10 protein-coding genes are annotated in these 14,317 nt (G+C 64.0%); 4 read left to right on the top strand and 6 right to left on the bottom strand.

Annotated features, from left to right (window positions below):
• Positions 1-192: 192 nt before the first annotated feature.
• Both B4F19_RS07910 and B4F19_RS07905 read left to right on the top strand, forming a co-directional pair.
• Positions 193-1,368 (top strand): TRAFAC clade GTPase domain-containing protein, encoded by a 1,176-nt coding sequence (locus B4F19_RS07910; protein WP_292733943.1) that lies wholly within the window; start codon positions 193-195, stop codon positions 1,366-1,368.
• Positions 1,365-1,706: a hypothetical protein gene (locus tag B4F19_RS07905; protein ID WP_292733940.1), complete on the top strand. Its 342-nt coding sequence runs from the start codon at positions 1,365-1,367 to the stop codon at positions 1,704-1,706. Before B4F19_RS07910 ends, B4F19_RS07905 begins: the two co-directional genes overlap by 4 nt.
• Before the next feature lie 72 nt (positions 1,707-1,778).
• On the opposite strand, the gene B4F19_RS07900 is transcribed toward B4F19_RS07905, so the two are convergent.
• Together B4F19_RS07900 and B4F19_RS07895 are read right to left on the bottom strand one after the other, a co-directional pair.
• Positions 1,779-3,617 (bottom strand): hypothetical protein, encoded by a 1,839-nt coding sequence (locus B4F19_RS07900; protein ID WP_292733937.1) that lies wholly within the window; start codon positions 3,615-3,617, stop codon positions 1,779-1,781.
• Between the two features lie 1,359 nt (positions 3,618-4,976).
• Complete coding sequence (locus B4F19_RS07895; RefSeq protein WP_292733934.1) at positions 4,977-5,948, bottom strand: hypothetical protein; 972 nt, start codon at positions 5,946-5,948, stop codon at positions 4,977-4,979.
• Positions 5,949-6,124: 176 nt separating this feature from the next.
• Between B4F19_RS07895 and B4F19_RS07890 the strand changes: the two genes are divergently transcribed.
• Both B4F19_RS07890 and B4F19_RS07885 read left to right on the top strand, forming a co-directional pair.
• On the top strand, positions 6,125-7,528 hold the full coding sequence (locus tag B4F19_RS07890) for a Shedu immune nuclease family protein (RefSeq protein ID WP_292733931.1): 1,404 nt from the start codon (positions 6,125-6,127) through the stop codon (positions 7,526-7,528).
• Between the two features lie 80 nt (positions 7,529-7,608).
• Positions 7,609-7,893 (top strand): helix-turn-helix transcriptional regulator, encoded by a 285-nt coding sequence (locus tag B4F19_RS07885; RefSeq protein ID WP_292733928.1) that lies wholly within the window; start codon positions 7,609-7,611, stop codon positions 7,891-7,893.
• Here the strand turns inward: B4F19_RS07885 and B4F19_RS07880 are convergent.
• From B4F19_RS07880 to B4F19_RS07865, 4 genes are read right to left on the bottom strand one after another with little or no spacing between them, the layout of a single operon-like run.
• Positions 7,847-10,240: a TniQ family protein gene (locus B4F19_RS07880; protein WP_292733925.1), complete on the bottom strand. Its 2,394-nt coding sequence runs from the start codon at positions 10,238-10,240 to the stop codon at positions 7,847-7,849. The genes B4F19_RS07885 and B4F19_RS07880 overlap by 47 nt on opposite strands.
• A 40-nt stretch (positions 10,241-10,280) precedes the next feature.
• Positions 10,281-11,402, bottom strand: a complete 1,122-nt coding sequence (locus B4F19_RS07875; RefSeq protein ID WP_292733922.1) for an ATP-binding protein — start codon at positions 11,400-11,402, stop codon at positions 10,281-10,283.
• On the bottom strand, positions 11,399-13,516 hold the full coding sequence (locus B4F19_RS07870; RefSeq protein ID WP_292733919.1) for a hypothetical protein: 2,118 nt from the start codon (positions 13,514-13,516) through the stop codon (positions 11,399-11,401). Before B4F19_RS07870 ends, B4F19_RS07875 begins: the two co-directional genes overlap by 4 nt.
• Positions 13,513-14,229 carry a TnsA-like heteromeric transposase endonuclease subunit gene (locus tag B4F19_RS07865; protein WP_292733916.1) on the bottom strand — a complete coding sequence of 239 codons (717 nt, stop codon included), beginning with the start codon at positions 14,227-14,229 and terminating at the stop codon, positions 13,513-13,515. The genes B4F19_RS07870 and B4F19_RS07865 overlap by 4 nt, the downstream gene beginning before the upstream one ends.
• Positions 14,230-14,317 lie beyond the last annotated feature (88 nt).

Below are 14,317 nucleotides of genomic sequence, written 5' to 3'. Positions count from 1 at the left end.
GGCGCTCACGACTCCAAATACTCACGTGGAACCTACACCTATTGTAGGAACCGCCCGGAGATGTCCACCCGTATGCGACGGTTTCAGGGCAGGAAGAGACGAAATGTCCATGTTCGGCATGAGCCAGTGGCACGCAACTTGTCCATCTCGAGGTTCGCTCGGAGGCGGTAAAGGACTCGGTAGGTTTCACGTATGGCGAAGAACCGGAAGATCGAGCAGCAGATCGCTGTCTTTGGAGAGAGCGGCAGCGGCAAGACCGTCCTGGTCTCATCGTTCTATGGGGCGACACAGCAACAGGCGTACAAGGCCGAGCACCCTTACGAAGTAGTCGCGGACAAGCAGTCCCAGGGTCGCTCGCTGTACCAGGCGTACCTCGGCATGCGCGGATCCGCGACCGTGCCGCTCACTACCCGCTTCGACTCGGAAACCTACGCCTTCACGGTCAGGGCCAAGGACTCTCCGCAGGGGAACGACACGAAGCGCCGACCATTCGACGCAGTGCAGATCGTCTGGCACGACTACCCAGGTGAGTGGTTCGCGCAGGATCTCGAGGGACCTGAAGCAGACGCGCGAATAGCAACATTCCGGCGGCTCCTTCGCTCGGATGTCGCCCTCCTCCTCATAGATGGGCAAAGGCTCCTTGACAACGCCGGTGAAGAGGAGCGGTACCTCAAGTCGCTCCTCGCCAACGTGAGCAACGGTCTCCGCCTTATGAAAGAAGATTTGCTCGAGGGGGGCAAGAAGTTCGTCGAGTTCCCCAGAATCTGGGTACTCGCCCTCTCGAAGTGCGACTTGCTTCCCGATATGGGCGTGATCGACTTTCGCGACCTCGTGATTGACAAGGCCACCCACGAACTCAACGAGCTCGAGAGCACGCTTGCGAGCTTCATCGAAGCACCTGAAGCGTTGTCAGTGGGCGAGGACTTCATCTTGCTCTCGTCCGCGAAGTTTGAACCCGGCAAGATCGAGGTCACGGAGCGCGTGGGGCTCGACCTGATCCTTCCACTCGCAGCCATGCTGCCGTTTGATCGTCACGTCAGGTGGGCGAAGGGGATGACGGATCGCGGCAAGGTCTACGAGCATCTTGTCGCGGGAGGAGTCTCGATGGCCGCCGCGCTCGGAGGACTCGGTGCGCTGGCAACGAAGCTTGCCGGCAAGGACAACAAGCTTCTGACCTCCCTCGGGCTCATCCTGACTCACTTCGGCTCCGCGATTGAGGACCTTGCGAAGATGGGCGGCGACAAACTCACAGCGGCCAACCGAGATGCGGTCTCCAAGCACGAGAATCTGCGCAGCACCCTCACGGGCTTCCAACTGAAGCTTGATGAAGCCGAAGCCGATGACGTCTTTCTCCGGAGCAGTAAGTGACGTTCATCTGGGCGACGCGCGGTCGGACGTGGGGGTTTAGGTTCTTGTCCGATGCTGGCCTTGACGATCCACGAGCGGAGTACCTCCGCCGCTTCGCCGGTGTCGAGAATGTGATGCCTGCGTTTAGGAGGGACGGCGACGTCGTCGTCGCACGCTTCCCCGACCCGCTGGACCGGCGCGACTCCGCCGGACGCGTTATCCCTCACGAGTTCGTTGTGTTCTCACCTGCCTCCGACTCGATCTCGTCAGCACAGGACGCGATGCGAGAGCTTTGGCCGGTAGTCCAGGAGACCTTCGATCGCGTCTGGGACGCGCCAGGGCCTCCGGAGAGACGCTGACATCGCGCGACGGGCTCGCCAATCGATGTCGCTCCGGCATTTCTGGTTTGACCACCGTCGGCGCCGGAGCTGCTATCCGTGCGGATTCTGTTCGATCAGGCGCAGAAGCAGTTCAGGCGGCGTGCTCTTGTTGACGAGCAATGCCTCGCGAGCCTCTTGCCCACCGTAAGTCGCAACGTACGCGAGTGCCTCAACCGAGGCTTGACCGTTTGCAGCGACGGCGGCAAGGGCCCGCGGATTCCGGCTCGCTGCCGCGGCCATAATCCAACGCTGGTCCGTCCCTTTAGCTAGGCCGATGAGCATCGACTCCGGGAAGTTCGGATGGGAGATCGCAAGCTTGATCATGTCCTCGTCCTTCGTCCCACCGTACGCGACCTGGCGGAGGAAGAGTTCAGGTGTGTGCGGGTTACGAACGAGCACATTTCCGACAGCGTCATTGAGATCGCGCCGCTCACCGAAACGGGCTCGCGCCGCTACCGCCTCAACGACATCCTTGTCAGTCGATCTTGCAAGCCGAACAAGCAGATCACCCTTCGTGTGGTAGTCGGCCGCTACGAGGGCGGCCGTCTTGGCATCCCCCGTAGCGACCAAACATTCAAGGATCTCGAGCGGGAATTCGCCGTATCTGCCAGCCAGCGTGCGCCACGTTTCGGGCGTGCCCGTCCTTATCAGGTGCTCGATCGCGGACGCTGAGATTTCGATCCCGCCGAACACATGATCCCTAGCGGCGATCGAGGAGAGAATCGCCGAGCGCACGGAGGGTTCCTCGTCGAAGACCATTCGACTTCGACTCGGTTCGGTGAGCGCCACCCAGAAAGCACCCGCGTTTGATGCGACCGCGGTGCGCACTTCCGGATCAACATCCTGGGCGAGCGACTCAAACCCATCGCGATACGCGACCTCACGAGGTTCTGGCGTATATCCGGAACGCTCGTGCTCGCGAATCGCCGCGTCTGGATGGGAAGAGCCTGCGGCGGCAATGCGAACAAGACGTTCGGTGTCCGCCGCGAGGCGCGCGAATGCAGCAGGTGGCGTCGAACGATTCTCGGCGACTGCCCGGCGGACTGCATCCGCCGGATCGTTGGCGAGTTCGTCGAGGATCTCAGGCGCTGCGTCTGGATTGGTGGCAAATCCGATCCGGTCCGCTTGACTGTCCTCCCGCTGCCAACTCCGGCGCGAGATCTCGCGCCGAACCTTGCGCGCCATGTCGGCTTTCGCGGCGGCCGTTGCGCTGCCATCCCAGATTGTCCATGTGGTGGTGTGACCATCGTCACGTTCGCTGCGCGTCGTCGTCCGACGGGCTACCCATTCGCCGTCGCTGAGAAACTCGAGAGTCCCGACCCTGGAGCCACTGTTATAAATGATGTCGGTCAGAATGCGTTCACGGGACCCCTCAAGATCGCGAGGTACCCGATCAGGGTCTCCCTTCATCCAAAGCTCGCGATGGGCGCTGCGAGCCACAGCCTCCAGCACATCCGGAGAGGCTTTCTCGTTCCTGGCGACAGCGGCCCACACACGGGCCTCCTCTGCGAGGCGTCGCTCATCGCGGGGAGAGGACGACCGCGCAAATACCCCCGCGACCGAGTTGACAAGCACGGTCAGAGCTTCATCGGGAGTGTTCGAGTTTCCCCCAGCCGATATGAGAGGTTCGAGCGGGAAAGTGTCACGCTCGGTGCTGTACGCGGGTCTCGCAGGTCGACCAGCTCGACGAGCGAGCTGGTCGTTCACAATCTTCGTGAGCACTGGTCCTGTGGCTGATGCGTTGGCTGCCACAGCTGCGACGACGTCAGCAACATCATCCACCGCGAGCCGCATCAACAGCTCTGGCGGCATGGACACGTTGCCTGCGACGGCCTTTCGCACGGCGTTGTCTGCGTCAGCGACGAGGTTGACGAGACTGGAGACGGGCATTCCCTGAATCCGCGCCGCAGCCGCTCGAATGTTCGGTGCAGAATCTAGGGCGAGTATCTTCAGCACGTCCGAAGGTGTGGCCGATCTCGACGCAACCGCAAATCGGACACTTGCACTTGTGTGCTCCGCAAGGCGCCGCAACACGTCAGCCGGCGTAGACGCCTCCTTGGCGTAGTCACGAAGAAGATCCTCTCCAGCCGTATCGAGAATGGCCAGAACGAGCTCAGGCATCAGCTCGGGTGGCGTTCGCGGGTTTCGCGCGATGGCCTCTAGAAGTACCGGGTCTTCTTCTTGCGCGAGGCGCCGAATCTCGGCGCTGTCCTTCGCCAGTCGCGCTCGAGCCACACCCGCGACCCCTTCCGCAGAATCGTTCGCGAGCTGCTCGAGGATGGCCTCCTTAGTACCGGGTGCACTCGCGACGGCTCGCCGTACCGCTTGGTCCTTGTCCTTCGCGAGAAGCTCGAAGGTCGCCGGGCTTACATACCCACTGCTGCGCACTTGGGAGATTCGCTTCGCGATCGGTTCCACAGGAGTCGTGGCCACGACGATCGCACGGAGATCCTCCTGCTCGTAGAGATACGCTCGCGTCGATGTTGGTGTTGCGGGATTCTCTGCCAGGGCCCGGGCTATTGCCCGCATGTTCGCTTTCTCCCGGTCGTGCCAACTGAACAAGCCCGACAAGGTCTCCGCCGAGGCTTGCATGTTCCTCGCCACCGCCAGCTTGATCTCTTGCGGCGCGTCGCGCCACGTGAGGCGGGAGAGAGTCGCTACCGGCGTCGAAGGATTACCAGCCGCAGCAACTTTCTCTGCGAGAGTTGTTGCCCGGCCGTTGAGTATGTTCCCGAGGACAGCACCGGGCGTGCTCGGGTTCCCAAACGCGGCGGCTCGAACGTGCTCATCCCGGCTGTTCGCGAGACGCTCGAGCGAAGCTTCAGGGGTGGACGGATTGCCAGCGACCGTGGCGACAATGCCAAGCACGCTGTCGCCGGCAAGCGCAGCCAAAGCATTCGGGGGCGTGCTGATGTTGCACGCGACCAGCGCACGAAGCTCCGGATTCCCGCTTCGCGCGAGCCTGGCCAACCGCGCCGGCCGAGTCTGCGGGTCTTGTGCCGCGGTACGGCCGAACATCATTCTGCTCGACTTGTCGATTGGCGCGAGATGTGGGATCGCGCCACGGGCAGAGACAGCTGCAGCGTGCTTACGCCGAGCATCGACGCTCCTTCGATCGCAGGAAAGATAGCTCAACGATATCGGCACCCGGCGATAGCGAGTTCGATGACAGAGTTGACGCGCCCTATCGACCGCAGCGTCAACGCAGGTGTGCTCGGGGCCAACTGAGTAGCCACTAGTTCGTCGGCTTCATCCAACGGAGAGCACAGTCCACTGCACCCCTAGGTCACGAGCGATCGTCGCCAGATCTACCGAGGCGCGAACGATCGTCCGCTCGCTCGCAGGAACTCGCTTCAACTCCTTCTCAATCGCGCTGTCTTCGACGTCCGCGGTTACGCGATCTCGGGCGCGGAGTCTGGACTTCCGAGAATCGACGAGGCCCCGAACGTGCTGTGCGAGTGCGGCCTCGCGGAGAACGGCTTGGGGATATTCGTCCCTCCGAGGCGAGTCGGCGGCGACTGCTCTTGCGTGACTTATGAGGTCCTCGCCGTCCTCTACAGACGTGAGCTCGCCGTTCGGATTGGGTATGCCCGCATCGGGGCGGCTCCGCTGAAAGGTCCATCGACGATGGAATGGGTCCTGACCTGTCGCATCGGCCAACTTGCTCGGCGCAACGAAGGTCGTGTGCTCGAGCAATTGACCAGCGCCGAACACCCCGTACAGATCAACCTTTCTCCAGAGCGTCGGGCACGCATAGCGGACGAGCGCCTCAGATCCCAAGGATGCCGCCAGGGCGTCAAGCGCCTGGATCTGATCAAAGTGGTAGCCGCCGCCCTTGACGTTGCTCTCTGAGACGGTGAATCGAAGAAACTCCTCGTTTCGCGGCCACAGCGCCGAGCGGTGACCCTGCTTGAAGTGTTCAGGGCGCTTGTATTGCAGGAACAAGTTGAGCAGGCGAGTGGATGGTGCGATCGGCATCCGCAGCTGCGCGAGTTGGGCGGGCGTTGCTCCCGGCGCACCAGGCGTCGAGCCGAAGAGCCGCCGGTGCAATCGCGTATGCAATCCAACGTTTGTTGCGAAGTCGAAGCCGAGCGTCTTCTCGAGGACTTGACCGGGACTGAAGACCTGGACACTGCGCTTGCGGACGACCTGCTCGGTGACGAGCGCGACGTTCGCAAGAGTCTCGAACTCCTTTTCTTCGAACTCGGACCAAACCGCCATTGGCAACCTCCTCCTGGGGCTATGTCGACCTCCACCGAAAGCTATCGGTACGGCAGTCACTCCTACGCCGTACACGCCTTCGCAGACGACGCTGGCTACCCGATACGGTGCATTGGGACGCACACCTTGGAGACGCCATGGCACGCTTTGGAAACAGCTCGGAGCCGAGTCTGCGATTGGAGGAGGGCACGGGTTCCGAGGGGCAACTCCAGTACGTGGCCTTCCCGCTGAGACGGACGCGAGTCTCGTCCACGGAGTATGTCGAGACCACGACTCGGCACATTTTGCTGGAGCGAGCGGTCGAGGATGGCTTGGTCATCACAGCACCGCTGAACACGATCGCGGGGAGCGAGCGGTTTTTCCAACCGAAGTACTCGAAACTCTCGCGCATCACTTTCGAGCACTCAGCCGCGGGCGCGGTCGACAACCCTTTCGAAGAAGAAGGAGCGCCGGTTCCGTTTGGTCCGGACACGTTCAGCGTGGAGGAGTTCCTAGAGTCGCTCCCCGCCGGGTTCGTGAAGGACCCGCAGTATGGACTTGGTCTCCTGAAGGACAACAATCGGTTGGTGCGGCTAATCGAAGAACACAGCGAGTGCTCGGAGTTGAGGATCGTACCCGGGTCAGGCATCAAGGTCGACGACAACGTGTTTCGCATGGGGCAAGCCGCATGGGAGGAACTCTGGTCGGAGATTGTCCGGATCAACAATCGAGGAAACATCGCAGCGAGTCGCGTGAAGGATTCCTTCGTCAACAACCACCTCGCGGACGCCCTCGGGCTCGAGCACTCCCGGCCAAAGCTCGGTCGGCTCACCATGACGAAGCTGCTGACTCGAGCAGCGAACGGCGAAGAGGCGCTGACCGATGACGACCAGATTGAGCTCCTGTCGGCGATGCAAGCGCAGGCTCGCGTAGCGGCGGAGGTTGCACCGGATACGGTGGTCGCCCTCCAGCGCGACCTTGAATTGGTGAATCTAGACCGACTCATCGAACGCTTCGAAGCCGACATCGAGAAGAAGTACGGCGAGGAGCACTGGCAGCAGTTCTTCGAGTCGAATGCGTTTGCCCTCCAGCAGGTGTTCGGCTCACCTGTGGTTAGCGTCGTTTCAAAGGCGTCTGTCGGTGGAACGAAGCTCGACGGCTCTGGCAACAAGATCGCCGACTACCTGGTCAAGAATCCACTCACCGCCAACGTGGCACTCGTCGAGATCAAGACTCCGACTACCAAGATTGTGAAGTCGACCGCGTACCGTGACGGCGTCTTCGGCATAACTTCCGAACTCTCGCAAGCTGTGACTCAGGTCCTGGACCAGGCTCATCAACTCAAAGTGCACTTCGCTAACGTCAAGAGCGACTCGCGCCAATACGACCTCGAGGCATACTCGATCGGTTGCTTCGTCATCGCAGGGAGGCTGCCACCGGCGGATCAGCCGGACAGGACGAAGTCCCTTGAGCTGTTTCGTGGTAACTCTCGCGCCGTGAGCATCATCACCTTCGACGAGGTCCTCGCCAGCTTGAGGCTTTTGCGTGACCTGCTCACTGACGAAACGCCGGCGACTGACCCCAGCCCCGAGCCGAGTTAGTCACCCCCTCGAGCATGTCCTCATCAGGATGCCATACCGATTAGGCCATACCGACGCCCCTTCGCCGGAACGCTGGATCGGTGGCGAAGCGCACCAGACCCGAGGACGCGGCCTGGAGCGACTATGTCGGCCAGCTGGCCACGAACCTTCGAAGGCTACGCGCCCAGGCAGGCCTCAGCCAGGAGGACGTGGCCTACCGTTCGGGGCTGACGCGCTACACGTACCAGAAGTACGAGAAGGGCGAGTCGAAGCCGGGGACGCCGGCGAACCCGACGATTCGAACGTTGTTGGCGATGTCGCAGACGCTCGGCGTTGAGCTCACTGAGATTCTTCCGGCAGACGCACCGGATCTTCGGCTTCGCTGACTGCAAACGCCCGCGTCAGTTCGCGTCGAACCTCGACGCCAAGTGCGGTGAGAGTGAGTGGCTGGCCTCGTACTGCCCGTGTGATGAGCGGCCCGCCAGCATCCGCGCCGAGACGCTTCATCTGGCTCGCGAGAATGCTGAGCGTCACGCCAAGCTCGCGCGCGGCTGCCGTCATCGTGGCGTGGCGGGTGACGATCAAGAAGCGCTCGGCGCGCTGCACCGCGTCCTGACCGACGAGGATCCTCCCCAAGAGTGGTGAGTCGCCAGCGCGTGGGTCGATGCGGATCGCGGTCGATCGGCTCGCGCTACCTCTTGGCCTGCGTGGGATTCCGGCGGCTTCGAGATGGCGGTTGATCGTGGTCATCGTGACACCCACCTCGGCAGCGATCTCAGGGATGGTGTGCCGCTCGACGATGTACCGCTGCCGCAGCCAATCCGCGTCTAGCGCGGCACGCCTCCGGCCGCGTCGAGTGTCAACGCCGGCATCCGCAAGCACGCGACCGACCGTCTGACGCGCGACGCCGTGATCGACGGCGATCTCCATGACGGATCGCCCCGCTGAGTAGGCCGCGATCGTCCGCGACGGCTCCACAGCCGCACGAGCTGGGCGAGCGTGCGGCCACTCCGAGCGACTCGGCTCGGGGAGATCAGGTCCCATGCCAGCGACCTCAGGACTCGGCACCCACGACGGCGGCTCGTCGATACCAGCTGTCTTCAAGAACGCCGCGGCAGCCTCGCGGAGCGCTGTCGCCACACCACCGGGGAGTGCGTCTCGGAAGTTGCTGACCTCGGAGAACGACGGGAAGCCGTCTTCGCGAGCGAACGGCGCCCGTGCGAGTCGGTTGCCGCTGAGGAGCGAGTAGAGATGAGCGCGCGCGAGTTGCCACCGCCGATCCCCACCCGGCAACACGTTGACCGCCCGGCAGATCTCGTGCCACTCGTCGCGAGGCAGGATGCCCGAATAGTCGAGCGCCCTGCGGCGGGCGAAGTCGATCGGTGGTGACGTCTCGTCGAGGAACGCGGCCAGACGAGCGATCGCACGGATGGTGTCCGCCTCGGGTGCGTTGCGGCCGAGGGATCGCATGACGTGACTGACCTGGCGTCCTTGTGCCTCGGGGTCGAGGAGCTTGATCGCTGATCCGTGCGTGAGACGCGTCCCGGTGAAGACGACCGCGGCCGCCAACGCCCCACCGGCGACCTCAGCGTCGAGTCGTCGTGGCGCAAGTCGGGCCGTCCACTCCGGCCAGAGAACGGCGGGGACCTTGGCGGCACGCGACTCCGGGTCCGCCACAGACACCTTCATCGCTTGGAGGGTCGCCGTCGGTCGTCGAGTTCGGCCGAGTGCCCGGCTCACGTGGTCGCGCAGCGGTGGGGAGTAGTGGTCGAGCGCGGCATGAGCGCTGACCCGGCCGCGCAACACGTCGGCAACGCGCTCGCCTGCCTTCAGTGCCTCGAATGCGATCGTGTTGCCGAGTGCAACTTCCCGCGCGGTGCTCGGCCGGAGCGCGACCTTACCCGTGTCCCTATGCGACGTGATCGCTTCACCCGTCGTTGCGCTGGCGGGCATCCACTCGAACCTGTGCCCGTCGACCAGCGCCTGCCGTCCAGCGCGGGAGAGCAGCAGCATGTCGGAGAGGATGTGGATGGTGCTCGGTCGAGCGTCAGCGTAGATCCCGAAGTCGCTCGCGCCGGCGGCGACCACTCGCAGCATCATGCGCTGCGTCTCACGCGTCGCTTCGTCCGCCGCGGCGAACTCTTCGGCCGCGGTCAGGTCGGCGCCGCAGCGTTCGCGTATGGACGGGGAACCGGCCGATGGTCGGTTGTGGCAGTGGCCCGGCTCGGGTACGAGGGTGATCGGGTGTCCGATGAGGCGCGGCGGGTGACCGCATCCAGGGCAGAGATCCACGAGGAGCCGCTTGTGGCGCAGGCAGGCGAATCCGAAGGGGAGCTGCCACGACAGTCGCCACCTGCCGCCCGAATCGGCGAGACAGTCGGGGCAGTACCGCGCGGCGACCCCAGTGCTCGGGCAGGAAGCGCTGATCCGTCCTTGCGGTGTGAAGCGGATGGCGTTCGCGGCGAATGCGGTGCGTGTCATCGCTCGGTACTCGTCCGCCGGTCGTCCCGTCGTCAGCTCGAGATTCTTGAGTTGTTGCGGTTCGAGCGCTGTGGACCATGCCCGCGCGGACTGCGGAGTCGCGGCCGGTACGCCGTCGGTGTCGATCAGGCCCAATGCGCGAGCCATCTCGCCGACGGTCGCCCTGTAGCTGTGTGCCATGAACTCGACCCACGAGTCGAGCGGCTCGTCGGGGAGCGGCATGGCGACGTGAAGCAAGCGACGTAGCTTCACGATTCCTCCTGACCGCGACGATGGTGACCGCCTGCCGACGTCATGCTGCGGCGTCCGGTTTCTTCCGCTTCGTCGCGCTGAGCTTCTTCTGCTCGAGTTCCTTCGCGACGACCTCTCGGGCGTCTTCGGCTGCAACGTCGATGTCGATCTCGTCGAGGAGCTCTCGTGTGAGGGCTTCCGTGCCGTCTCGCATCGCGTGGACTGCGCCGAGGGTGATGAGTTTGAAGAGCGATCCGATCATGCCGGTCGATCGCTCGTAGAGGTAGTCGGCCTGCTCACGGAGCATGCGAGGTCGGGCGTTGGCGAGCACAAGGTGGGATTCGATGGTGCCGAGGATCGATACCCATGGCTTTCGGTGCTCACCGACGGGATGCTCGAATGGCGGGAGCGTCAATCGTGTCCAGCGACGTGCGATCTGCGACATCGCCAGCTTCCGGTCGGTCTTGCTCTCGCTGAGCAGGCCCGTGTCGCTCATGTTGACGCCCGTGAACAGGAACGTCGCGGGGTATTCGTTGGCGAGCCACTTCAGCTCGTTGGCCAGCGCGACACCTTCGTCCGTATGGATCTTCAGGAAGTGCACGTCGTCGACGATGATCAGCCGCGTCCCGTGACGGCGCACCGATTCGGCCGCAAGCGCTGCCAGGTTGCGGTTGCGGAGATACCGACTCTTCGACGCGTCGGCGGACGGGTGGTTGTAGAAGTTCAGGATCGCTTCGTTGAGAGCGCGCGTGGTGGTGTTACCGGTGAACGCCACTCGGCAGACAGGGATGTGGATCGTCTGCCCGTCATCGAAGGCGGTGCCGTGGCGAATGATCTGCCGCTTGTGGAACGCGCGCCCGAACGCATCCACGGCGGTCGTCTTTCCCAGGCCAGGAGGCGAGTCGACGACCGCAGCACCCTTCACCCGTGACGGCCCCTGCTGGTTCGCGTCGAGCAGATCCCACAGGCGAACGTTCAGCCTCTCGACCTGTGGCGTCTTCACCAGGAAGTTCGCGTGGTATCGCTCGCGGTGGTAGTCGTACTCGATCCGTGCATCCTCGCCGAGTTCGTCGAGCTGCTTCATGGACAGCCGCTCGGGCTTCTCAAGCGGAGGCGCTTCGGCGAAGTCTCTCCACCCCTCCCACCGTGAGAGCAGTTGGTCGCGTTCGAGGGGAAGGATCACAGGTCCTCCAGGAGGTCGAAGTCATCGAGGTCCTCGCCTACGAGCTCCGTGGCGCTGAGCGCGAGCGGATCGTGCTTCTCGCTCACGGTGGGCTGCGCTATGGGCACCAGTCCCAGCTCGTCGCTCAGATCCGGACCGGCGACTTGTTGCGCGATCTGCTTCGCGATGTGCGGGAAGAACGGGCTGTCGGGCCCGTCGCTTGTCTCGGCCAGTTGAGCGGCGAGCCGGGCGCTGATGCGCTTCTCCGCCGGCGTGCTCGCACGGCCCGCGCCCCATCGTTCGAGGAGCTGGCCGAGCGCTTCGGACACGTTCACGCCGTTGCGGCGGTCGAGCGCGATCCCCTTCGCGTACTCGAGGGCGTCAAGGCTGAACGGAACCGGCACTTTCGGCGCGTGCTCCCACCGCAGCACGTGCCAGGAGTTGTCGTCGGGGTCGTTGAAGTAGATCTGCGAGAAGTCGTCAGGGTTGACGGAGAACTGCCACTTGCGCTTGCCCTTCGCCATCGCGCGCGACCGGTCGTAGTACTTCCCCACGATGTCGCCGTTGTAGCGAAGCGTGCCGACCTCGACGCCGTAGTGGTTGAACTTACGCTTGACGACCGGGAGCATCTCGAGCAGCAGGTTGGGGTTCGCCGGCACGCGGATGCGGCCGGCGACGGCGACGCCCTGCTCGAACTTCTGCGCGGGGCTCATCTTCGCCGCGGGGAGCTGCGAGTCGACGAGCCCCTTGTGCGGGCGGAGGTGGTAGACGGTGGCGATCCACTCGCGGATGATCTGCTCGAGCTGCGGGATCGTGTAGACCGCCTCGCTCTCGGGCGCCTCGCCGCGGGACGCGATGTCCTTGCCCTTGTAGCCGGGCAACTCCTGGAGCATCTCATCGATGGTTCGGAACCAGCGCTCGACCCACGCCTTGTCGGTGCCGGTGTAGACGTGCGCCGGCTGAATGGAGATCCCGAGGCGCTGGCATACGCTCGCGACGTGGATGGACATGAACGGCTTGCCGTGATCGATGATGATCGTCTCGGGAAGGATGCCGGGGCGGCGGAACCGCAGCGCTTTGAGATTCTCGACGTCGACGACGATGTTCTCCGGCACCCCGTGGAACGGCCAGGAAGCTCTGTCACCCCACTCCGCCGGCAACTCCCGTGGCGCGAGAGCCTCCATGAGCACGCCCGCGACGTCGACCGCCTTGGTCGAGACGGGGGCGAGGCGGAGCCCGAGGATGGATCTGTCGTACAGGTCCAGGGCGACGGTAAGTTCTGCGCGCATCCACTTGCCGGTGACAGGCGCGACGCCGAAGACGTTGAGCGGAGTCGTGTCGAGGACGACGTACTCACCGGGCCGCGTGGCGACCAATCTTCCGTATGGCACGGGCGGTCGCGTCTCGATGGATCGTTGCGCGCGCATGCTGGCGCCGAACGTGCCCTTCCCGCGAGTGAGCTCGGAGACAGCGTCACGAGCGGTGGACTCCGATGGAATCCGCACGTCACCGTCCGGGTACTCGCGTTTGACCCTCGCCAGCACGATCGCGAGCGTGGTCGTGACGCTTCGTTTGGCGCCGCGCACGTTCTCCTCGACGACTCGTCGGCACATGTCGACCCAGCGCGGGTCGAGGCCGGAGAGCGCCGGCGTCCACGACGTCTTCCTGAAGTCGAGGAGCGCGAGATCCTCGCCTTCGTCGAAGCGAGTGTCCCAGCGCTTCAGCGTCTTGGGGCTGACGCCGAGCTCTGCGGCCTTGGTGCGGCGGCGCTCATGGATGGTGGTGCGCTTCGGGTTGTACTCCGGTCGAGGCTCGTGCGGCTGTGCCAGCGTCGGCATCCCCGACACGAACCCCGTGCGCATCTCGCGAACGTGTTCCGCCTTCCTGCGCGCCTCGTCACGCTGTGCCTCGGTCGCGTCTGCCCAGATGAGAGCGAGCGGCGTGAGAGCGGCTTCCTCGGCTGGCAAGCCGAACGCGTTCACTGCGTCGCGGAGTATCTCGACGAGTCGTACGCGCCGGGTCTTCTTGGAGCCGTCCACCAGCACGATGGCGTCACCGGCGATCTCGATGACGGTGCAGAGGCAACCGTCATACGAGACGGTGCTGCCGACACGGATGTCGAAGGTATTGCTCACGGAGCCTCCAGGGCGGTGTCGTTGGCGAGGATGGATGTCAGGTCGCAGCGGATCGAACAGTGCCAGAGCAGGTGGAGCACGACGGCTCGCCCGTACGGCACATCGCCGAGTGCAGCCCCGGCTGATCGAAATGCCTCGCCGAGCGTGCGCGCTTCGGCAGCCGCCGCGGCGACGGCCTCGACGGCAGCGCGCGGGAATGGCCACGCGCGTCGGTAGCCCGCGAGGAAGCGGATGTTGGAGAGGAGTGCCACGTCGGGTTCGGTTACGATCCGATATCCCCAACCGCGCGACCGGATCGTCTCACCCGCCCACTTGAGTGCACCCGAGATCTCAGGATCCTCGAGTCGGCGTCTGGGCTTGACCTCGATAACCGTGAAGCGTTGATCGCGGTGCTCGATCATGTAATCGGGCACGTAGCTTCGCTGCACACCGTCACGATCGGCAATCAGCTCGAACGGCTGGGACGCGATCCGGACGACGCGCTCGTCGAAGTCCTCGAGTAGTAGCGCCGCGAGTTCCAGCCGGCTCTCGTACCCGACGAAGCTTCCGGTCGTCGCCGACCAGTACCGGCCAGGGTAGTGACGTTGGCCGCGGTGCCAGCGGAACGTTCGTCGCGGCTCGGCAGCGAAGACATCCCGGGCGTCGAGATCACGGAGTAGCCCACCCGCGAGCCGGTCGCCGTCGGCCCGAAGCGTGAAGCGTGCGTGATTCACGGCAGTCCCTTGCTTGCTGTTGTAATCCGCGATCCGCGTATTCCAACAGCAAGAGTGGCACGCTCCATCCAGCGTTGCAAGCCGACAC

Source organism: Microbacterium sp. UBA1097, from assembly GCF_002313585.1.
Taxonomy (GTDB): Bacteria; Actinomycetota; Actinomycetes; order Actinomycetales; family Microbacteriaceae; genus Microbacterium.
This window is presented reverse-complemented; position numbering and strand designations above follow the sequence as displayed.

What these genes read in the sequence shown, in the direction of transcription:
- B4F19_RS07895 (WP_292733934.1), bottom strand. Translation starts at nt 5,948, where the DNA reads ATGGCGGTTTGGTCCGAGTTCGAAGAAAAGGAGTTCGAGACTCTTGCG.
- B4F19_RS07910 (WP_292733943.1), top strand. Translation starts at nt 193, where the DNA reads ATGGCGAAGAACCGGAAGATCGAGCAGCAGATCGCTGTCTTTGGAGAG.
- B4F19_RS07900 (WP_292733937.1), bottom strand. Translation starts at nt 3,617, where the DNA reads ATGCCCGTCTCCAGTCTCGTCAACCTCGTCGCTGACGCAGACAACGCC.